This window comes from Streptomyces sp. AMJ-169 (assembly GCF_055597585.1).
The window spans coordinates 119,083-140,148 of the sequence record NZ_JBVLTJ010000001.1 but is presented as its reverse complement, the minus strand read 5'-3'; the positions used below and the strand labels follow the sequence as shown (position 1 = coordinate 140,148).

Sequence of the window (21,066 nt, the reverse complement as noted above, 5' to 3'; positions counted from 1 at the left end):
GACTGTCCACTATTGACTCAATCCCTGTCAATATTGATTGAATCAATATGTCGTCAACCCGGATACGGTGACCCCCATGCGCGACCAGGAACCCACCCCCGGCCACCTCGATCTCGATCGGCGACTGAGCACCAAGGAGGCCGCCGAACTGCTCGGCGTGAAGCCGGAGACCGTCTACGCGTACGTCAGCCGCGGCCAGCTCAACAGCCGCCGCGTACCCGGCAGCCGGAGCAGCACGTTCGCCGCCGAGGAGGTGGAGGCGCTGGCCCGGCGCAGCAGACGGGAGAGCGCGGGGAGTCCGGGGGCGGGCGGCGAGCAGGCCGTGCGCACCCGGCTGACCCTGATCGAAGGGGACCGGTACTACTTCCGGGGCGTGAGCGCGACCGAGCTCGCCCTCAGCCACTCCTACGAGGAGGTCGCGGAGTGGCTGTGGACGGGCCGGCTGCACGCCGGGGCGACGTTCACCGCACCCCAGGCCGCCGTGGAGGCCGCCCGCCGCGCGGTCGACGCGCTGCCGGAGCACGCCGGTCCCGCCGACCGGCTGAGGGTGGCGGCCGTCGCCGCGTCCGTCGCGGACCCGCTGCGCTTCGACCTTTCCGAGGAGGCCGTCCTCGGCACCGCGCGCGCCCTCATCCCCACCCTGGTCGCCGCCCTGCCGTCGCGCCGCCGCCCGCGCGAGACGGGCCCGCTGGCCCGGCGGCTGTGGCCGCGGCTGACTCAGCGGCCCCCGGACGACGCGATGCTGCGCGTCCTGGACGTGGCGCTCGGTCTGCTGGCCGACCACGACCTGGCCGCCTCGACGCTCGCCGTGCGGGTCGCCGCGTCGGCGCGCGCGCACGCGTACGCGGCCGTCTCGGCGGGCCTGGGCGTCTTCGAGGGTCCCCTGCACGGCGCGGCGAGCGGGCTCGCCCACCGGCTGCTGGACGAGATCCTGGAGCGCGGCGACGCGGGCCCTGTGATCGCCGAGGAACTGCGCGCGGGACGGCGTATCCCAGGCCTGGGGCACAGGCTGTACCAGGGTGAGGACCCGCGCGCGCGAGTGCTGTTCACCCTTCTGGAGGACATTCCTGAGGCGTACCCCGCGCTCGCCGCGGCCCGTCACGTGGTGGAGACGACCGCGCGGCACACGCCCCTGCACGCCAACGTCGACCTCGCCCTGGCCGTCCTCAGCCACTCCTTCGGGATGCGCCCCACGGCCGGCGAGACGATCTTCGCCGTCGCCCGTACGGCGGGCTGGATCGCGCACGCTCTGGAGGAGTACGGCGAACGCCCCCTACGGATGCGCCCGAGCGGCCTGTACGTCGGCCCGAGGCCGCCCCAGCCGCTGCCGACGGACCACGGACACGCATCGAGCACGCACTCTGAGTGAGGAAGTGAGCCTGACCGGCGGCGCACCCGCGCGCGCGAAGCGCACCTAACCGGGACACATCACCTTCGGTAAGTCACCCTGCGCCAAGTCAGGTTAGGCTCACCTCTGTGAGTACGTGCACGACCGTCTCGCGGGACTCCGACGAGCCTGTTTCCGGGACCGCGGCCACGGCGACTACCTGGCTCCTGCTGGAGCAGCCGGGCCCCTGGGGCGCCAAGGCGCTCACCGCGAGCCACCTCGACCCGGCCCTCGGCCGCGCCCTGGAACGCGCCGCCAAGGGCACCGGCGTACGGATCGCGCTCATCCGGCGCCCCGGACGCCACGCCGACTTCGGCACGCAGCCGCTGCGCCGGGTCTTCGCCGCCCACACCGTGCCCGGCCGGGTGTGGCTGCGCGGCGCGGCGACCCACGACCCCGGGCAGCTGCTCGGCCTGGACTTCGCGGCTCTGGGCCGCGGCGACCACCGCGGCTTCGACACCACGTTGCGCGCCCGCGCCCACACCGACCCGCTCGCCCTGGTGTGCACCAACGGCAAGCGCGACCGCTGCTGCGCCCTCCTGGGCCGCCCCCTGGCCGCCGAACTCGCCACCTCGGGCGTTCCGGGTGTCTGGGAGGTCACTCATCTGGGTGGTCATCGCTTCTCCCCCACGGTCCTCGTCCTGCCGTACGGCTACGCCTACGGCCGCGCCGAGGCCCGCACCGTCGAGGCCGCCCTCCACGCCGCCCGGGAGGGCCGGATCGCTCTCGACGGCTGCCGCGGGTGCTCCGCCTGGGAGCGGCCGGGCCAGGCCGCCGAGCTGGCCGTCCGTTCGGCGGTCGGCGAATACGCCGCGGAGTCGCTCTGGATCGTCCGTACGGCCGGGGAGGCGCCCCGCTGGGAGGTGACCGTCGCCCATGTCGACGGGCGGCACTGGCGGGTGACGGTCGCCCAAACCGCTTCTCTGCCACCCCGCCCGGAGAGCTGCGGGGCGTCGGTCCTAGGGTCACCGGCCCGCATGGACGTCGTGGAGGTGCGGGAGTTGATTCCGGCGGGGACTGCGCTGGCGAGCTGATCAAGTCGATCAATAGTTGATCAACCTGATCCACCCCATCCATATCCCAACGTCCAGTCAAGAGATCCCCACCACACCCCTGTAGCGGCGCCGCCACCTCGACGTACCGTCAGGGTATGACGCCCGCTCCCCCTGCCCGCCGCCTGCGCCTGGGCCTGCCCCGCAAGGTGTTCTCGCAGGTCCTGCTGATGCAGTTGTCGATCGCGGCGGGCGTCGTGGTGCTCGCGACGGGACTGTTCCTGGCACCGCTGAGCGATCAGCTCGACGACCAGGCGATGCGCCGCGCGCTGGCGATCGCCCAGACGACGGCGGCCGTGCCGCAGATCGCGCGGGACCTCCAGGACAGCGAGCCCTCCGCCGACGGGCCGGTCCAGCGGGAGGCGGAACGTATCCGCAAGGCCAGCGGCGCCGAGTACGTGGTCATCATGAACACGGCCGGGGTCCGATGGTCGCACGCGGACCCCGGCGAGATAGGAGCCGTCGTCTCCACCGACCCCCGCAAGGCGCTGGCCGGCGAGGACGTGATGGAGATCGACGAGGGCACCCTGGGCCGCTCCGCGCGCGGGAAGGTGCCCCTGCGGGACGCGGACGGGCGGATCGTGGGCGCGGTGTCGGTGGGCATCGAGTACGACAGCGTGCGGGCCCGGCTGATCCACGCGATACCGGGGCTGTTCGCGTACGCGGGCGGCGCGCTCGCGGTGGGCGCGCTGGCGGCCTGGCTGATCTCCCGCCGGGTCCAGCGGCAGACCCGGGACCTGGCCTTCTCGGACATCTCGGCGCTGCTCGCGGAGCGTGAGGCGATGCTGCACGGCATCCGTGAGGGCGTCGTGGCCCTGGACCGCGCGGGCCGCGTGCGGCTGCTCAACGACGAGGCGCAGCGCCTCCTGGGCATCGGCGACGAGGCGGTGGGCCGCTCCCCGGACGACGCCCTCGGCGGGGGCCGTACGGCCGACGTCCTGGCTGGCCGGGTCACCGGCACCGACCTGCTCACCGTGCGCGGCCCGCGCGTGCTGGTCGCCAACCGCATGCCCACGGACGACGGCGGCGCCGTCGCCACCCTGCGCGACCGCACCGAACTAGAGCAGCTCGGCCGGGAACTGGACTCCACGCGCGGGCTGATCGACGCCCTGCGCGCGCAGGACCACGAACACGCCAACCGCATGCACACGCTCCTCGGCCTGCTCGAACTGGAGATGTACGAGGACGCCGTCGAGTTCGTCGGCGAGGTGGTCGGCGACCACCGGGCGACCGCCGAGCAGGTCACGGAGAAGATCCAGGACCCTTTGCTGGCGGCCCTGCTGGTCGGCAAGGCGACGGTCGCGGCCGAGCGGGGCGTCGCCCTGTGGGTGTCCGACCTCACCTGGCTCCCGGACCGGCTCGTCGACCCCCGGGGTCTGGTGACGGCCGTGGGCAACCTGGTCGACAACGCGCTCGACGCCGTCGCGGGCACCCCGCACGCGCGCGTGGAGGTCGAGTTGCGCACAGAGGGCCGTACCGCCGTCCTGCGCGTGCGGGACACCGGTCCCGGGGTCCCGGCGGCGCATCGTGAGGCGGTATTCACCGAGGGGTGGTCCACGAAGAAGCCTCCCGCGCACGGGCGGCGTGGCATAGGGCTGCCGCTGGTGCGGCGGCTCGCGGAGCGGCAGGGAGGGCACGCGTCGGTCGGGGAGGCCGAGGGCGGCGGCGCGGAGTTCACGGTGGTGCTGCCCGAGGCGCTCTCCGAGAGCCCGGCGGACACGGCGGGCGCCGACGGCACGGCGAGCCCGGCCGGCATCGGTGCCCCAGCGGGCGCAGAAGCCGCGAGAGGCCCGCAGGACACACCGGACCCCGCCGACGTCCCCACCGCCGTCCCCGCGCCCCGCACAACCCCCCTGACGGCCCCTCAGCCCCCGTCCTCGCCCGCCCCCGACCCCCGCGCCGCCCGCTCCGAGGAGGAGTCGCGATGATCGAGGTCCTGGTCGTGGACGACGACACGAGAGTCGCCCGGGTCAACGCCGCCTACGTCGAGAAGGTCCCCGGCTTCCGTGTCGTCGCCGAGGCGCACAGCGCGGCCGAGGCGCTGCGCCGCCTGGAGCTGCTGCCCGGGCTCGACCTGGTCCTGCTGGACCACTACCTGCCCGACGAGACGGGCCTGGAGGTCGTCCAGGAGATGCGCCGGCGCGGCCACCAGAGCGACGTGATCATGGTGACGGCCGCGCGGGACGTCACGACGGTGCAGGCGGCGATGCGCCAAGGCGCCCTGCAATACCTGGTGAAACCGTTCGCGTTCGCGGGCCTGCGCGCGAAGCTGGAGGCGTACGCCGAGCTGCGGCGCACCCTGGACGGCGGCGGCGAGGCCGAACAGGCGGACGTGGACCGCATCTTCGGCGCCCTGTCCGCCCCCTCGGAGCCCGGCCTGCCCAAAGGGCACTCCCCCACCACCGCCGAGCTCGTACGGCAGTCCCTGATGCAGGACGACGGCCCGCTGTCGGCCCAGGAGATCGCCGACCGCACTGGGGTGAGCCGCCAGACCGCCCAGCGCTACCTGAAGCTCCTGGAGCGCACCGGCCGCGCCCGCCTCACCCTCAAGTACGGTGACGCGGGCCGCCCGGAACACCGCTACGTGTGGGTGACCCGCATCTGAAGCCCCGGCCCGTCCGGCCAAGGGAGCCCGTCCGGCAAGGGGAGCCTCCAGCAAGAACCCCCGCAAGAGAGCCCCACACACAAGAAGCCTCACCCCGCGTTCTTGACGAACTCCGTGGTGTACGTCTTCGCCAGATCCACATCCGCGTTCTGGATCACCGGATTGAACGCCTTGAGCACCTTCTCCACGGTCTCCGGCCCGTTCTGCGGCATCACCCCGTCACTGGTGAACATCGGCAGCGAACTCTTGATGGCCTCCGCGTAGAGCGCCTTGTCCCCCTGCGCGTAGTCGGCCGGCATCTGCGCGGCGATGTCGGTGGCGCTATGGGTGGACATCCACTTGAGCGCCTTGACGAATGCATTGACCAACTTCTGGACGGTGTCCTTATGCCCGTTCACCCATGACGTCTGCATGTACAGACTTGACGACGGGTACGGTCCGCCGAGCGCCGCCTGCGACCCCTCCGGCGTCCGCATGTCGACGAGGATCTTGCCCGCACCCCTGGCCAGGACGGTCGCGACAGTCGGATCGGTCGTCATACCGCCGTCGATGGAGCCCTGTTGCAGCGCGGAGACGAACGTGGGTCCGGCGCCGACGGCCACCGGGGTGAACTCGCTGACCTTCACGCCGTTCTTGACGGCGAGGTACTTGGTGAGGAAGTCGGTGGAGGAGCCGAGCCCGGTGACGCCGAGCTTTCTGCCCTTGAAGTCCTTGGGCGAGGTGATGTCGGCGGCCTTCTTCGTGGAGACGATCTCGACCTCGCCGGGCGCCCGCGCGAACTGCACGACGGACTCGACCTCCTTGCCCTTCACCTGGAGGTCGAGCGTGTGGTCGTAGAAGCCGACCGCGCCCTGGACCTGCCCGGCCACGAGCGCGGTCCCGGCCTGCACGCCGGCGGGCTCGGTGAGGAGTTCCACGTCGAGGCCCTCGGAGTCGAAGTAGCCGAGCCGCTGGGTGAGCATCGCGGGCAGGTAGATGACCTTGTCGAGGCCGCCCACCATGATCTTGACCTTGGTGCCCTTGCCGCCTCCGCCGCTCGCCGCGGCGGTGCCGGCCGCGTCGTTGGCGCAGGCGGTGAGCGAGGAGAGGGCGAGCAGGCCGGCGGCGGCCAGAGCGGCGTGTCGAGCGGCTGTACGCATGCGGTTTCACGTCCTTGTGAGCAGGCGGGACAAGTGGAGGAAGGAGAGGAAGAAGAAGGCGGACCAGCCGCCCCCGGCGGACGAACCGACCGCCCCACAGACGGACCGGCCGCCCCGGCGGAGGGATCAGCCACCCGGCAGACGAACCGGCCACCCAGGCAGACGGATCAGCCGTCCCAACAGACGAACCGCCCGCTCCGGCGAACGAACCGGCCGTCCCCACAAACGGATCAGCCGTCCGCCCCCGTCGCCTTCCAGCGGAAAATCCGCCGCTCGGCGAAGGTCAGCAGCCCCTCGGCGACGAGCGCGACCACAGCCAGGATGACCATCGCGGCATACACCCCAGCCGCGTTGAAGGTCCCCTGGGACTGCGCGACGAGCAGCCCGATGCCCTTGGTCGCGCCGATGTACTCACCGACGATCGCGCCGATGAGAGCGAAACCGAAGCTGACGTGGAGGCTGGTGAAGATCCAGGAGGTCGCCGACGGGATGACCACCTGGAAGGTCACCCGGCGGTCGCTCGCACCGAGGATGCGGGCATTGGCGACCAGGTTGCGGTCGACCTCGCGGGCGCCCTGGAAGGCGTTGAAGAACACCGGGAAGAAGACCAGGACGACGGCCGAGGCGACCTTGGAGGCCGGTCCGAGGCCGAACCAGATCACGAAGATGGGCGCCAGGACGATCCGGGGGATCGAGTTGAGCACCTTGATGTATGGACCAACGATGTCGGCGAGGAAGGTGATCCGCCCCAGCGCGATCCCGCACACCACACCGGCGATCACCCCGAAGACCCACCCGAGCAGCGCCTCGTACAGCGTGTACCAGATCTGTTCGCCCAGGGAGCCAAGCGCGGTGCCATGGTTGATCCACGTGATGATCTGGTCCCAGATCTTCGACGGCATCGAGAAGTTGAACGGGTCGATGACCTTGGCGCGGGAGAGCACCTCCCACAGCCCGAGGACGACGACCAGGAGCAGCACCCGGGACACCCCGACCACAATCTTGCGCCGGCGGGCGGCCAGCGCACGCGTCTGAGCATGATCCGGCGCCTTTACCGCACCATCCACATTGACCACATTGCTTACATTGACGGTATTGACCGTATTGACGACAGGTGTATCACCTGTACCGACGACCTCAGGCGACATTGACTGCACCTCTTTCCCGCGTGATGCGGACCTCTTCGCCGAGGGACTCCCAGATCTCGCGGTAGATCTCGATGAACCGCGGCTCCAGGCGCACGGATTCGACCTTGCGCGGACGCGGCAGGTCGATGTCGAAGACGTGTTTGACGGTGGCGGGCCCGGCGGTCATCACGACGACCTTGTCGGCGAGCGCGATGGACTCCTCCAGGTCGTGGGTGACGAAGACGACGGAGGCGCCCGTGCCCTCCCACAGCTCCAGCAGCTCGTCCGACATCAGCGCCCGGGTCTGGACGTCGAGCGCCGAGAACGGCTCGTCCATCAGCAGGATCTCGGGGTCGTTGACGAAGGTCGCGGCGAGCGCGACGCGCTTGCGCTGGCCGCCGGAGAGCTGATGCGGATAGCGGTCCTCGAAGGCCGTGAGCCCGACCCGTCCGAGCCAGTCGCGCGCCCGGCTCTTCGCCTCCGCCTTGGGCACCCCGCGAAAGCGCGGCCCGGCCATGACGTTGGACAGCACGGTCCGCCAGGGGAAGGTGGCGTCCTGCTGGAAGACGAAGCCGACCTTGTCGCCGACGCCCCGCACCGGCTCCCCGCCGACCAGGACCTCTCCCCCGCTGGGCTCCTCCAGCCCGCTGACCAGCGTCAGCGTGGTCGACTTGCCACAGCCGGTGGGCCCGACGACGGCGACGAACTCACCGCGCCCGACGGTGAGATCGAGATCCCGCACGGCCGTGTGCGCCGCACCCGAAGGGGTCCGGAAGACCTTGCTCGCGCCCCGCAGCTCGATGGCGGGGCTGTTGTCTGCGCTCATGGCCGGGGACGGTAGAGGTGACCCGCGCCACAGCAGCAGTCTTACGGGCACATGCGCTTCTTTTGCTCACTGAAGGCTGTTGTGCTCGTTTTGCGCGCGCTACAACACACGGAGCCGAAACGCGCGTGTAACCCGCCCGCCAGGCCTTGACGGAATGAGGCCCGATGATTGACGTCCTGGTCGTGGACGACGACTTCCGCGTCGCTGAGATAAACGCCGCCTACGTGGGAAAGGTTCCCGGCTTCCGGGTCGCCGCCCGCGCCCACAGCGCCGCCCAGGCCCTGGCCGCCGTAGAACGCGCCGACACCAACACCAACAGCGCCGGCACCCACCGTGCAGGCACCGACAGCGCGGGCGGCATCGATCTCGTCCTGCTCGACCACTATCTGCCCGACGAGACGGGCCTGACGCTGATCCACCGGATGCGGGAGCAGGGCCACGGCACCGACGTCATCATGATCACCGCGGCGGGCGACATCACCACCGTGCGTTCCGCGATGCGCCTGGGCGCGCTGCACTACCTGGTGAAACCGTTCACCTTCGCCGCGCTGCGCGCCCGTCTGGAGTCGTACGCCGCGCTGCGCCGCACCGTCGACCGGGTCGGCGGCCACGGCATCGCGGGGCAGGAGCAGGTCGACCGGATCTTCGGCGCGCTGCGCACCTCCCCCGCGCCCGCCGCCCCCGGTCTGCCGAGCGGCCACTCCGAGCCCACCAGCGACCTCATCTGCGCCGTCCTGCACCGCGCCCGCCACCCGCTGTCCGCCCAGGACATCGCCGCCGAGACCGGCCTGAGCCGCTCCACGGCCCAGCGCTACCTGCGCCACCTGGAACAGGCGGGCCGACTGCGCCTGTCCCTGCGCTACGGCGACACCGGCCGCCCGGAACACCGCTACGCCTGGGTCGCGCCATGACCCGGGCCCGGCGGATGAGCCGTACGACCGCCTTCCGCCGTACGACGCCGTCGCAGCCGCGTCACACGGCTCCCGCTCCGGTCAGTGAACGCACCTCCGTCTCGGCGTGCTTGGCCTCGTCGGCGACCTCGCGGGAGGTGACCGTGCCGAGCCAGCCGGCGAGGAAGCCCAGCGGGATGGAGACGATGCCGGGGTTCTGTAGCGGGAAGAACTGGAAGTCGACGCCCGGGATGAGCGATTCGGGGCTGCCGGAGACGACCGGGGACAGCACGACGAGGAGCAGCGCGGGGACGAGCCCGCCGTAGACCGACCACACCGCGCCGCGGGTGGTGAAGGAGCGCCAGAACAGCGAGTAGAGCAGGACGGGGAGGTTGGCGGAGGCGGCGACGGCGAAGGCGAGGCCGACGAGGAACGCGACGTTGAGTTCCCGGGCCAGGATGCCGAGGGCGATGGCGACGATGCCGATGCCGACGGCGGCGACCCGCGCGACGGCGACCTCGCTGCGCTGCCTGGCGTGCTTGCGGCGCAGTGAGGCGTACAGGTCGTGGGCGACGGACGCCGAGGAGGCGAGGGTGATGCCGGCGACCACCGCGAGGATCGTGGCGAAGGCGACCGAGGCGACGACCGCGAACAGGACCGTGCCGCCCGTGGAGTCGGCGCCGCCGCCGAGGTCGAGGGCGAGCAGGGGGACCGCGGTGTTGCCGGCCGCGTTGGACTGCCGTACGGCTTCGGGGCCGACGATGGCGGCGGCGCCGAAGCCGAGGACGATCGTCATCAGGTAGAAGCTGCCGATGAGCCCGATCGACCAGACCACCGAACGGCGGGCGGCGCGCGCGGTGGGGACGGTGTAGAAGCGGGACAGGATGTGCGGCAGGCCCGCGGTGCCGAGGACGAGGGCGAGGCCGAGGCTCATGAAGTCGAAGCGGGACGTCCAGTCCGCGCCGTACTTCAGGCCGGGCGCGAGGAACGACAGGCCGTGGCCGCTGCGGTCGGCCGCGGTGAGCAGCATCCGGTTGAAGTCGCCGTGGAAGCGGACGAGGACGAGGACGGTCAGCGCGATGGTGCCGCCGAGCAGCATGACGGCCTTGACGATCTGGATCCACGTGGTGGCCCGCATGCCGCCGAGCGACACGTAGATCACCATGAGGACGCCGACGCCGATGACGGCCCAGATCTGGGCCGCCGCGCCGCTGCGGCCCAGCAGGAGCGCGACGAGGCTGCCCGCGCCGACCATCTGGGCGACGAGGTAGAAGACGGAGACGGTGACCGAGGAGGCGCCGGTCGCGATCCGGACCGGGCGCTCGGCCATCCGGGCGGCCACGACGTCGGCGAGGGTGAACCGGCCGCAGTTGCGCACGAGTTCGGCGACGAGCAGGAGGACCACGAGCCAGGCGACGAGGAAGCCCACCGAGTACAGCAGGCCGTCGTAGCCGAAGAGCGCGATGATGCCGGAGATGCCGAGGAAGGAGGCGGCCGACATGTAGTCGCCGGCGATCGCGAAGCCGTTCTCCATCGGGGAGAAGAGCCTGCCGCCGGCGTAGAACTCCTCCGCCGAGCCGTGCCGGTTGCGGCTGACCAAGGTCGTGATGCCGAGGGTGACCGCGATGAACGCGCTGAACAGGACGAGTGCCAGCGTCTGATGGTTGCCGCTCACGCCGCACCGCCCTTCGCGCCGCGGGTCAGTTCCTGGGTGTCCCAGCGCAGGTCCAGCGCGGCCCGGTCGCGGCGCAGCCGGGCGTGCCGGGCGTAGGCCCAGGCGAGCAGGAACGTGGTGAGGAACTGGCCGAGGCCCGCGACGAGCGCCACGTTCACGGCGCCCCAGACGGGCTGGGCCATGAAGCCGGGGGCGACGGTGGCGGCCACCACATAGGCCACGTACCAGAGGAAGAATCCGATGCAGGCCGGGATCACGAACCGCCGGTATCTGCTGCGGACCTCCTGGAAGGCGGCGCTGCGCTGCACGTCCAGATAGATCCGGGCCATGGCCTGCGCGTCCGGCTCCGGCCGGGGCACCGGCACCACCGCCTTGGCCGTGTCCGCGGGCACCGGGCCGGTCCAGTCCGCGGCCGGTGCGTCGTACCAGGGGTCGTCGTACCGCACGCCCGCCGCGGTCTCCTCGGAGACCGGGGGCGGCACCTCTTGGTGCTCGCGTGCTCTCTCGGGACCGCCTCCGGCACTGCGGGCACGGTCGTTGCTCAACTGCATACTCAATGATGGACAGAACGGAAAGATCGCCTACTCTTTTTCCCGTATTCTTCACCCCATCAAGTGACAATAGGCGGACTTTTCCAAATTTCCCATTTATACATTTGGTGGTCGTACGAGTCCTTTCCGATATGCGTAACGCACGGCTCCCGCACGGTCCTTGAGCCCTGTCTTGGTGAACAAGTTGTTGATGTGGGTCTTCACCGTGGCCGCGGAGACGTGCAGCGCGCGGGCGATCTGCTGGTTGTCGAGTCCTTCGCCGATCAGCGTCAGGACCTGCGCCTCCCTCGCGGTCAGCCCGTCCGGCGGCCCGGGGGGCGCCTCGGGTTCCGGCTCGGGCTCCGACAGCCGTTGCAGCAGCCGCAGTTGGATGCCCGGCGACAGGCCCGCCTCCCCGGACAGCACGTTGTGCACGGCCCTGACGATCTCCTCCCCGCCCGCGTCCTTGGTGAGATAGCCCCGGGCGCCGGCCTTGAGCGCCGGGAAGAGGGAGTCGTCGTCCGCGAACGTCGTGAGCACCACGACCTGGGTTCCCGGATGCTCCGCCCTGATCCGCCGGGTCGCCTCGACGCCGTCGCAGCGCGGCATCCGCAGGTCCATCAGCACGACGTCCGGCCGGAGTTCGGCCACCAGCCGCACCGCCTCCTCCCCGTCGGCCGCGGCCCCGACCACCTCGATCCCGGGCAGCAGCCCGAGCAGCATCACGATGCCTTCCCGTACGACGGTCTGGTCGTCGGCCACCACCACCCGCGCCGTTCTCGGCTCCTCGGTCTCCTGACCCCCCTGGCTTCCCTCGGTCATACAGGCACCCTCAGCCTCACCACGAACCCCTCCTCGTCCGGCCCCGCCTCCAGGGAGCCGCCGAGCAGTTCGGCACGCTCCCGCATACCCAGCAGACCGTATCCGCCCCCGGAGCCCGCGAGTTCACCCGGTGAGCCGCCCGAGTCCCGTACGTCCAGGGTCACTTCGTGGGGCCCGTACTCCAGCCGGAGGCGGACTTTCGCGCCCGGGGCGTGCTTGCGGGCGTTGGTGAGGGCTTCCTGGGCGACTCTGCGGACGGCCTGGGAGGCCTCGGCGGGCAGGGGTTTGCGTTCACCCCCTACGGTGACCTCCGCGCCGTCCGCAGCGGCGACCAGGCCGGTGAGGAATTCCTCCAGAGGGGTGAGGTCGCCGCGCAGCGCGGAGAGCGCCTGGCGGGTCTCCTCCAGGCCGTCCCGGGCCATCCCCCGTGCCGCGACGACCCGTTCGAGGATCTGCTGCCGGTCCGCGCCCCGCTCGATGAGCAGCCGCGCCGCCTCCAGGTGCACGAGCTGGGCCGAGAGGCTGTGGGCCAGCACATCGTGGATCTCCCGGGCGATCCGGGCCCGCTCGGTCAGCGCGGCGGACTCCGCCTCGGCGGCCCGCGCGGCCCGCTCCTGGGCGAGCAGCCGCTCGGCGTTGCCACGGGCCTCGGCGTCCAGGCGCAGCGTGTAGCCGGCGAGGGCCAGCGCGCCGAGCGTGGCCGCCGTGGTCAGCCACATGTCCTCGTTGACGGCGGCGAACGCGCTCAGGCTGACCGCCGCGACGGGCAGCGCCGCGCCCAGCGGGAGGCGTTCGAGGGCGGTCACGGCGCATGCGCACCACAGGACGATGCCGGGTCCGTGGAACCCCAGTGCGACGGCCGTCATGGCGATCCCCAGCAGCAGCGTCAGGATCAGCAGCGAGGGCACCAGCCGGTGGGCGAGGGTGGTGCGGAAGTACGTCCAGGCCAGAGCGCCCGCGGCGGCGAGCATCCCGGCGCCGGCCGCCAGGGTCCAGCCGTGGGCCGCGTTGTCGTGCAGGGTGCTCCACAGCAGGACGCCGATCACCAGGAGCCGTACGGCCCAGGCCAGCGCCCGCCGGGGTGAGGAGACGCCCTCCCGGGAGAGGGCCTCCCTGGAGGGCCAGCGGGTCCACGAGGTCTCCGTCACACGCGCTCCTTCGAGTACCGGGGCACCCTGTCACCGTACGGCGCGGAGAGCGCCGGGTCGCCCGCGAGGCGCTGGGCCCGGTAGGCGACGATCCCGGAGCGGGCCAGGAGCATGGCCGCCAGCGAGAGCATCATGGCCGCACTGTGCTGGTGGATCCCGAACGCCGCGCCCACGGCGTAGAGGACGCCCCTCAGGGCGAAGCTGCCGATCCAGACGCCCGCGCTGGCCTTGGAGCTCTTGCTCCAGACGGCGCCGTCCGCCTCGGTCCACATCTTCGTCGTCCACGCCCAGCCGGCGCCGGCCGCCAGGCCGACCAGCACCTCGACGGCGAGCAGCACGCCGGAGGCGATGTGGTGCGCGGGGTCGAGCAGATCGGGCTTGCGCAGCGCTATGACGGCGAGGATCCCCGGCAGCAGCCACCAGCGGCGGTCCGCGTCGACCTTGGCCGTACGGAACTGGCGTACGACCAGCACGGCGATCACGGTCACGGTCACCAAGATGTTGACGAGCCCGGACATCACTGCCTCCGCGAGCGGGAAGGGAAGCCGGCGACGGGCGCCGCCGACACCTACGACGCTACGGAGATCCGGGGTCCGGGAGATCGGCGTGGGGGTGGATCAGGGGTGGATTCCTGCGGCTGTGGTCTCCACCCGGGGGTGGAGACCACAGCGGAGCCCGCGGCCCGAGCACGCCCGAGCCGTACCCCACGAACCGGCACGGCCCAGGCCCGGCGCGGTGGCTACGCGTCGATGCGGGAGCGGTCCAGCGTCGCTGCCGAGCTGGAGATGAACTCCTTGCGCGGCGCCACGTCGTTGCCCATCAGCAGGTCGAACACGGACTCCGCGGAGTCCAGGTCGGAGAGGTTGATGCGGCGCAGCGTGCGGTGGCGCGGGTCCATCGTGGTCTCCGCGAGCTGGTCGGCGTCCATCTCTCCGAGGCCCTTGTAGCGCTGGATGGAGTCCTTGTAGCGCACGCCCTTGGTCTGGAACTCCATGAGCTTGTCGCGCAGTTCGCGGTCGGAGTACGTGTAGACGTACTTGTCCTGGCCCTTCTTCGGCTGGACCAGCTCGATGCGGTGCAGCGGGGGCACGGCGGCGAAGACGCGGCCGGCCTCGACCATGGGCCGCATGTAGCGCTGGAACAGCGTCAGCAGCAGGCAGCGGATGTGGGAGCCGTCCACATCGGCGTCGGTCATCATGATGATCTTGCCGTAGCGTGCCGCGTCGAGGTCGAAGGTCCGCCCGGAGCCCGCTCCTATGACCTGGATGATCGCGCCGCACTCGGCGTTCTTCAGCATGTCGGTCACGGACGACTTCTGGACGTTGAGGATCTTGCCGCGGATCGGCAGCAGCGCCTGGAACTCGGAGTTGCGGGCGAGCTTGGCCGTACCGAGCGCGGAGTCGCCCTCGACGATGAAGAGTTCGCTGCGGTCGACGTCGTCGCTGCGGCAGTCGGCGAGCTTGGCGGGCAGCGAGGAGGACTCCAGGGCCGTCTTGCGGCGCTGGGCGTCCTTGTGCTGGCGGGCCGCGATGCGGGTGCGCGCGGCGGCGACCGCCTTCTCCATGACGACCCGGGCCTGGGCCGCGGCGTCGCGCTTGCTGGAGGTCAGGAACGCCTTGAGTTCCTTGGCGATCACCTGGCTGACGATGCGGCGGGCCGCGGAGGTGCCGAGGACCTCCTTGGTCTGGCCCTCGAACTGCGGCTCGGCGAGGCGGACGGTGACGACGGCGGTGAGGCCTTCGAGGGCGTCGTCCTTGACGATGTCGTCCTCGGCGACGCGCAGCATCTTCTTGGCGCGCAGCACCTCGTTCATCGTGGCCGTCACGGCCTGCTCGAAGCCGGCGACATGGGTGCCGCCCTTGGGGGTGGCGATGATGTTCACGAACGACTTGAGCGTGGTGTCGTACCCCGTGCCCCAGCGCAGGGCGACGTCGACGCCGAGTTCGCGGGTGACCTGGGTGGGGGTCATCTGGCCGTGCTCGTCGAGGACCGGGACCGTCTCGCGGAAGGTGCCCTGGCCGGTGAGGCGCTGGACGTCGCAGACCGGCCGGTCGGCGGCCAGGTACTCGCAGAACTCGCTGATGCCGCCGTCGAAGCGGAAGGACTCCTCGCCCTTGCTGCCGCCCTCGCCGAGACCGAACTCGTCGCGTACGACGATGGTCAGGCCGGGGACGAGGAACGCGGTCTGGCGCGCGCGCTGGTGGAGCGTCTCCAGGGAGAGCTTGGCGTCCTTGAGGAAGATCTGGCGGTCGGCCCAGTAGCGCACGCGCGTGCCGGTACGGGTCTTGGGGACCCGCTTGGTCTTGCGCAGCCCGCCCGGCTCGAACTTGGCGTCGGGCCCGGTCGCCGCGAAGGCGCCGGGGACGCCGCGGCGGAAGCTGATCGCGTGCGTGCTGCCGCCGCGGTCGACCTCCACGTCGAGGCGGGCGGAGAGGGCGTTGACGACGGAGGCGCCCACGCCGTGCAGACCGCCGGAGGCGGCGTAGGAGCCGCCGCCGAACTTGCCGCCGGCGTGCAGCTTGGTCATGACGACCTCGACGCCGGACAGGCCGGTCTTGGGTTCGACGTCGACCGGGATGCCCCGGCCGTTGTCGCGGACCTCCACGGACGCGTCGTCGTGGAGGATCACCTCGATGTGGTCGCAGTAGTTGCCCAGCGCTTCGTCGACGGAGTTGTCGATGATCTCCCACAGGCAGTGCATCAGACCGCGGCTGTCGGTCGATCCGATGTACATTCCGGGGCGCTTGCGTACGGCCTCTAGTCCTTCGAGGACGAGCAGGTGCCGCGCGGTGTAGTTGGAGCCGTCCCGGTCTGCTCCTGCCAGCAGCGCAGTGGACGGCACGGACGTGTCGGCGGTCACGCGGTTCGCTCCTCGCTGAATTTCAGGTGGGGCCCTTCTGGGTAAAGGGCACGGCTTCGGTCGCCGTCAAGAGGGTACCGAGGCCTGGTAGAGCCGTTGTCACGCCACCCTCGTCTGAAGTCAGACTAGTCCAGAGTCGCATGCGTGTTCGATCCCCCGATGGGGTGATGCACATATCACGTTCCCTTCGAGGCATGAACCATTTAGGCTCCGGGCACGTCCTCAAGAACAAACCGGCGACCTGCCGGGAGGACCGACCCGATGACCGACCGAGCGAAACCGTAAGCAGCGCGACACGCAATACGGCACATTCGCCGCCAACCCGGCAGCAGACAGCCGCCTCGAAAGATTTTTTCGAGGAAAAGCCACGAGCGGGAACGTTTGGGGCTGGTTGGATGTTGACCCTGGTACGACAGCTCGTCGAGCTAGAGAAGAGGCGACGTGACTACTGTTCTGACCCCCGCGAGCCCGCTGACGGCCGCCGATCGCTGCGACCGCTGCGGCGCCCAGGCATACGTGCGCGTTGTCCTGGTCAGCGGCGGAGAACTGCTCTTCTGCGCCCACCACGGCCGCAAGTTCGAGCCGGAACTCAAGAAGATCGCCGCTGAAATACAGGATGAGTCGGAGCGGCTGACGGCCGTTCCCGCGTCCACCGACGAAGAAGAGCGCTGACCTTTCGCCCTTCGACGACGAGCCGGTACCGGCATGAGCCCGGTCAGCGGGCGGGCCGCCCCCGAAACAGGGGCGGCCCGCCCGCACTCGTACACCGCGGCCCGGACACCCGCCGGACCCCGCGAAGGCCCCTGACGGCCTGCCAGGCGCCCCCGCCGGGGCTTCCGACCCTCCCGGCCGGTTCCACCCTGTCGAGCCCCTCAGCGCCCGCCAGACCCCTTAGACGGGCCCTCCTGAGGCCGCACCCGGGCCGCCCGGACCCGTGCCGGGACTCTGCCGGCCCGCGTCCGGCGCCCCGTTCGCCGTGAGCACCCGCACGACGTCCGAGACCCGCGTGTACACCCCGGGACTCCCCGGCCGACCGCAGCCGCTCCCCCACGACACGAGGCCGATCAGCTTCCCCTGGGCGACGAGCGGTCCCCCGCTGTCGCCCTGGCAGGCGTCCTTGCCGCCCCGCACCTCCCCGGCGCAGACCATCGTCCGCGCGATGTAGGTGCCTTCGGCGTTCCCGGGATAGGCCCGTTCGCAGCGCGAGTCCGCCAGGACGTGCACGCGCGCGGCCCGCAGGCTGTGCGCGTACTCGCCGTACCCGGTGACGTCGCCCCAGCCGTAGACCTCGGCCTCCGTGTCCGCCGCGTAGGCGGGGTCGCCCGCCCCGGCCGTGGCGACGAGCGACGCGGACGGCACCGGTTCGGCGAGGGTGAGGACGGCGAAGTCCCCGGAGTTGGTGGCGGGGTCGTACTCGGGGTTGACCCAGGTGTCGCGTACGGCGATCTCCTGGCCGGCCTTCGTGTAGAGGTCGGTGCGCCCGGTGATCACCTTGAAGTCGCGCGCCCCGCCCAGGACGTCCTCGCCGACGCAGTGGGCCGCGGTGAGCACCATGGTCGGGGCGACCGCGACGCCGCCGCAGAACTGCCCGGACCGCGTTGCGCCGAACCGGTCACGGCTGGAGAGCGCGACCGTCCAGGGGGCCTGGGAGACGTCGACGGGGAACCCGCCGACGATGACGCTGTCGGGGACCGCCGGGGCGGCGGGGGCGGCCGACAGCAGCGGTATGGCGACCGCGGCGGTCACCAGCGCCAACGGCCGGGCCAGGACCCGGACCAGGGGACGACGCATGCATGCTCCTCACACTGGGGTGAACGTGGAAAACCCAGAGTGATCCAGCACCGCCCGCCTCGCACGCGCGCGGGACGCGGAAGGCCCGGCCCCTCAGGGGGAACCGGGCCTTCCGCGCGGTGAGACGGGAACCGCTAGTCCAGGTAGTCGCGCAGCACCTGGGAGCGCGACGGGTGGCGCAGCTTGGACATGGTCTTCGACTCGATCTGGCGGATGCGCTCGCGCGTGACGCCGTAGACCTTGCCGATCTCGTCGAGGGTCTTCGGCTGACCGTCGGTGAGACCGAAGCGCATGGAGACGACGCCCGCCTCGCGCTCGGACAGGGTGTCGAGGACCGAGTGCAGCTGCTCCTGGAGGAGCGTGAAGCTGACGGCGTCGGCCGGGACGACGGCCTCAGAGTCCTCGATGAGGTCACCGAACTCGCTGTCGCCGTCCTCGCCCAGCGGGGTGTGCAGGGAGATGGGCTCGCGGCCGTACTTCTGGACCTCGATGACCTTCTCGGGGGTCATGTCGAGTTCCTTGGCCAGCTCCTCCGGGGTGGGCTCGCGGCCCAGGTCCTGGAGCATCTGGCGCTGCACGCGCGCGAGCTTGTTGATGACCTCGACCATGTGCACCGGGATACGGATGGTGCGGGCCTGGTCGGCCATCGCGCGGGTGATGGCCTGACGGATCCACCAGGTGGCGTACGTGGAGAACTTGTAGCCCTTGGTGTAGTCGAACTTCTCCACCGCGCGGATGAGACCGAGGTTGCCCTCCTGGATGAGGTCCAGGAAGAGCATGCCGCGGCCGGTGTAGCGCTTGGCCAGGGAGACCACGAGGCGGAGGTTGGCCTCCAGCAGGTGGTTCTTGGCGCGGCGGCCGTCCTCGGCGATGATCTCCAGCTCGCGCTTGAGCTTCGGGGCCAGCTTGTCGGCGTTGGACAGCTTGTCCTCGGCGAACAGACCCGCCTCGATGCGCTTGGCGAGCTCGACCTCCTGCTCGGCGTTGAGGAGGGGGACCTTGCCGATCTGCTTGAGGTAGTCCTTGACCGGGTCGGCGGTGGCACCGGCGGCGGCGACCTGCTGCGCGGGCGCGTCGTCCTCGTCCTCGTCGGACAGGACGAAACCGGCGCTCTCGGCGCCCTCGGGCTCGTCGCCGGGCTTGCTGTCCTCAAGGACCTCGTCCTCAAGGAGCTCGACGTCGTCGCCCTTCTTGGCGGCGGTCTTCTTGGCCGCCGTCTTCTTGGCGGGGGCCGCCTTTTTCGCGACGGCCGCCTTCTTGGCGGGGGCGGCCTTCTTGGCGGCGGCCTTCCTGGCGGACGTCTCCTCGGCGTCGTCCGCCGCGGTGGCGCTCGGCGCGGCTGTGGTGGCGGTGGCCTTCCTGGTGGTCACCGTCTTCGCCGCGACCGTCTTGGTGGCGGTGCGCTTGGCCGGACTCTTCGCTGCGACGCTCTTTCGGGTGCGCTTGGGCTCTGCGGCACTGACCATCAGCGTCACACCCTCTTCCTCAAGGATCTGATTGAGGCTGCGCAGTACGTTCTTCCACTGAGTGGCCGGAATCTGGTCAGCTTCGAAGGCCCGACGCACATCGTCGCCGGCGATCTGCCCCTCAGCCTTTCCCCGCTCAATGAGCGCCATGACAGAGACGGACTCGGCGATCTCAGGCGGGAGCGTACGGGATGTGCTGGCCGACACGAACAACCTCTCGGAACGTTGGAAAACGGCTTCCGGCCCCGTCCGGGTGCGGACAGGAGCCGACCACCGGCCTGGGGATTGGGCCGACGGTGCGGGCGGGGGCCGGGAAGATGCACAGCGCCTTGAACGGCGTCCGTATTCCTTCCTCGGCTGTCACCTCTTAGGTCATCGCGTTGTTCCCGCGAGCGTTACGCCCAATCTGCGTGGCCCGGGTCACACCCCGTAAGCGCTCAAAAACGGTCAGATACGGTCAGACGAGGTCGGCCATGATCGCCGTGGGGGCAGAAGCGGCCGAAGAGGCCGAAACGGCCGCCGGACCGCACCGGCCGGGAAGCCAGGAAGACGGGCCGCCGGGGCGCGCCAGGACGCACGGGAGCGCACCGAGGAACCGGAGGGCCGCGCCGCGCCGCCGGACCCCGCAGGACCGGGGCGGGGCCCTGCGGGGTCCGGGGGTGGGCGGGCCGGCCGGAGGATGACGCGGGAGGGGAAGGCATCCCCGGCGGACGCCGCCCGCGGAGGCGGTCGACGGGCGCTGCGCCGGGACCGGGACGACGGGCGGGAGGGGTCAGTGCTCGCGGGGCGCGGGCACCACGCGCTCCACCTCGGGGTGGACGGTGAGCAGCTGCCGCATGGCCGCCTCGGCGCCCGAGCCGTCGCCCGCGGCGAGCGCGTCGACGATCCGGCCGTGGTGCGCGAGGGAGGCGTCGTTCGGCCGGTCGCACGCGGTGACCGGACCGCCGGAGACCTGGAGGGCCGCCGAGACGATCCCGGAGAGGTGCTCCAGCATGCGGTTGCCGGCGACCTGGATGAGCAGGGTGTGGAACTCGGCGTCCGCGCGGGAGTACGTCAGCGCGTCACCCTGCGCCATCGCGTGGCCCATGATCTCGACCATGTCGGACAGCCGCTGCTGGACGTCGTCACGGCCATGGCCCGCGGCGAGGCGAGCGGCGAGCGGCTCGATCGTCCAGCGCAGCTCGGTCAGCTCGCGACGCTGGTCGTCGCGCTGCGGACCGAAGGCACGCCATTCGATGATGTCCGGGTCGAGCAGGTTCCAGTCGCTGACGGGCCGCACGCGCGTGCCGACGTTCGGCCGGGCGCTGACCAGTCCCTTGGCCTCCAGCACGCGCAGCGACTCGCGCACGACGGTGCGGGAGACCTCGAAGCGCTGGCCGATCTCCTCGGGCACCAGGGGGCGGTCGGCACCCAGGTCGCCCGAGACGATCATCTGCCCGAGCTGCTGGACGAGTTGGCCGTGCAGCCCGCGGCCACGGCTACCCGCGGCACGCCGGCCCACGCGGCCGAGCTCGGGGTCGGCGCCCTCCCACGCGGGAATGCCGACACGGTCGGCGGGGCCATCGGCATAGGGGTAACGGTCGAGTTCACCCGGGCCGGCCAGACCGGAGTCGGCGGAGCGGGCGGCGGTCATCATGGTGTGCGCAAGGGTACTCACGCCTTTTGTGTCGGCGCCGTCCCCAACTCCCTTGAGGGCTTTGGTGAAAAGCACACGAAAGGGTGATCGCTCACCCCGTCGCAATTGACGC

At 71.1% G+C, this 21,066-nt stretch carries 18 protein-coding genes; 6 read left to right on the top strand and 12 right to left on the bottom strand.

Annotated elements, in window-relative coordinates; all coding sequences use genetic code 11:
* Window positions 1-76: 76 nt before the first annotated feature.
* From ACYUD3_RS00570 to ACYUD3_RS00555, 4 genes are all read left to right on the top strand, one after another.
* Window positions 77-1,369, top strand: a complete 1,293-nt coding sequence (locus tag ACYUD3_RS00570) for a citrate synthase (protein ID WP_470961654.1) — start codon at window positions 77-79, stop codon at window positions 1,367-1,369.
* 107 nt (window positions 1,370-1,476) lie between these two features.
* Window positions 1,477-2,421, top strand: coding sequence for a sucrase ferredoxin (locus ACYUD3_RS00565; protein WP_470961652.1), 945 nt, complete (start codon window positions 1,477-1,479; stop codon window positions 2,419-2,421).
* Window positions 2,422-2,537: 116 nt separating this feature from the next.
* Entirely contained in the window at window positions 2,538-4,367 is a 1,830-nt protein-coding gene (locus ACYUD3_RS00560) for a sensor histidine kinase (RefSeq protein WP_470961650.1), read from the top strand.
* Entirely contained in the window at window positions 4,364-5,044 is a 681-nt protein-coding gene (locus ACYUD3_RS00555) for a response regulator (protein WP_470961647.1), read from the top strand. The genes ACYUD3_RS00560 and ACYUD3_RS00555 overlap by 4 nt, the downstream gene beginning before the upstream one ends.
* An 89-nt stretch (window positions 5,045-5,133) precedes the next feature.
* Here ACYUD3_RS00555 and ACYUD3_RS00550 read toward each other — a convergent pair whose 3' ends face one another.
* The 3 genes from ACYUD3_RS00550 to ACYUD3_RS00540 all read right to left on the bottom strand — a co-directional run bounded on the left by ACYUD3_RS00550 (window position 5,134) and on the right by ACYUD3_RS00540 (window position 8,136).
* Window positions 5,134-6,183 (bottom strand): ABC transporter substrate-binding protein, encoded by a 1,050-nt coding sequence (locus tag ACYUD3_RS00550; protein ID WP_470961643.1) that lies wholly within the window; start codon window positions 6,181-6,183, stop codon window positions 5,134-5,136.
* A 230-nt stretch (window positions 6,184-6,413) separates the two neighbouring features.
* Complete coding sequence (locus tag ACYUD3_RS00545) at window positions 6,414-7,331, bottom strand: ABC transporter permease (RefSeq protein WP_470961641.1); 918 nt, start codon at window positions 7,329-7,331, stop codon at window positions 6,414-6,416.
* Window positions 7,321-8,136, bottom strand: a complete 816-nt coding sequence (locus tag ACYUD3_RS00540; RefSeq protein WP_470961638.1) for an ABC transporter ATP-binding protein — start codon at window positions 8,134-8,136, stop codon at window positions 7,321-7,323. The genes ACYUD3_RS00545 and ACYUD3_RS00540 overlap by 11 nt, the downstream gene beginning before the upstream one ends.
* Window positions 8,137-8,300: 164 nt before the next feature.
* Between ACYUD3_RS00540 and ACYUD3_RS00535 the strand changes: the two genes are divergently transcribed.
* Window positions 8,301-9,047 (top strand): response regulator, encoded by a 747-nt coding sequence (locus tag ACYUD3_RS00535; protein WP_470961635.1) that lies wholly within the window; start codon window positions 8,301-8,303, stop codon window positions 9,045-9,047.
* Window positions 9,048-9,108: 61 nt separating this feature from the next.
* On the opposite strand, the gene ACYUD3_RS00530 is transcribed toward ACYUD3_RS00535, so the two are convergent.
* From ACYUD3_RS00530 to ACYUD3_RS00505, 6 genes are all read right to left on the bottom strand, one after another.
* The gene (locus ACYUD3_RS00530; protein ID WP_470961633.1) at window positions 9,109-10,701 is read right to left on the bottom strand and encodes a solute symporter family protein; all 1,593 of its coding nucleotides are present in this window, start codon (window positions 10,699-10,701) and stop codon (window positions 9,109-9,111) included.
* Window positions 10,698-11,252 carry a DUF485 domain-containing protein gene (locus ACYUD3_RS00525; RefSeq protein ID WP_470963860.1) on the bottom strand — a complete coding sequence of 185 codons (555 nt, stop codon included), beginning with the start codon at window positions 11,250-11,252 and terminating at the stop codon, window positions 10,698-10,700. Before ACYUD3_RS00525 ends, ACYUD3_RS00530 begins: the two co-directional genes overlap by 4 nt.
* A gap of 96 nt (window positions 11,253-11,348) precedes the next feature.
* Window positions 11,349-12,053 carry a response regulator transcription factor gene (locus tag ACYUD3_RS00520; RefSeq protein ID WP_470961629.1) on the bottom strand — a complete coding sequence of 235 codons (705 nt, stop codon included), beginning with the start codon at window positions 12,051-12,053 and terminating at the stop codon, window positions 11,349-11,351.
* Window positions 12,050-13,201 carry a sensor histidine kinase gene (locus ACYUD3_RS00515; RefSeq protein WP_470961626.1) on the bottom strand — a complete coding sequence of 384 codons (1,152 nt, stop codon included), beginning with the start codon at window positions 13,199-13,201 and terminating at the stop codon, window positions 12,050-12,052. Before ACYUD3_RS00515 ends, ACYUD3_RS00520 begins: the two co-directional genes overlap by 4 nt.
* Window positions 13,198-13,719 (bottom strand): DUF1453 domain-containing protein, encoded by a 522-nt coding sequence (locus ACYUD3_RS00510; protein WP_470961623.1) that lies wholly within the window; start codon window positions 13,717-13,719, stop codon window positions 13,198-13,200. The genes ACYUD3_RS00515 and ACYUD3_RS00510 overlap by 4 nt, the downstream gene beginning before the upstream one ends.
* 221 nt (window positions 13,720-13,940) lie before the next feature.
* Window positions 13,941-16,061 carry a DNA gyrase/topoisomerase IV subunit B gene (locus ACYUD3_RS00505; protein ID WP_470961620.1) on the bottom strand — a complete coding sequence of 707 codons (2,121 nt, stop codon included), beginning with the start codon at window positions 16,059-16,061 and terminating at the stop codon, window positions 13,941-13,943.
* A 441-nt stretch (window positions 16,062-16,502) separates the two neighbouring features.
* Between ACYUD3_RS00505 and ACYUD3_RS00500 the strand changes: the two genes are divergently transcribed.
* Window positions 16,503-16,733, top strand: a complete 231-nt coding sequence (locus ACYUD3_RS00500; protein ID WP_470961617.1) for a DUF7455 domain-containing protein — start codon at window positions 16,503-16,505, stop codon at window positions 16,731-16,733.
* 219 nt (window positions 16,734-16,952) lie between these two features.
* Here the strand turns inward: ACYUD3_RS00500 and ACYUD3_RS00495 are convergent, their stop codons facing one another.
* From ACYUD3_RS00495 to ACYUD3_RS00485, 3 genes are all read right to left on the bottom strand, one after another.
* The gene (locus ACYUD3_RS00495) at window positions 16,953-17,852 is read right to left on the bottom strand and encodes a S1 family peptidase (RefSeq protein ID WP_470961614.1); all 900 of its coding nucleotides are present in this window, start codon (window positions 17,850-17,852) and stop codon (window positions 16,953-16,955) included.
* A gap of 134 nt (window positions 17,853-17,986) precedes the next feature.
* Window positions 17,987-19,525 (bottom strand): RNA polymerase sigma factor, encoded by a 1,539-nt coding sequence (locus tag ACYUD3_RS00490; RefSeq protein ID WP_470961611.1) that lies wholly within the window; start codon window positions 19,523-19,525, stop codon window positions 17,987-17,989.
* Window positions 19,526-20,090: 565 nt separating this feature from the next.
* Complete coding sequence (locus ACYUD3_RS00485) at window positions 20,091-20,975, bottom strand: FadR/GntR family transcriptional regulator (protein WP_470961608.1); 885 nt, start codon at window positions 20,973-20,975, stop codon at window positions 20,091-20,093.
* Window positions 20,976-21,066 lie beyond the last annotated feature (91 nt).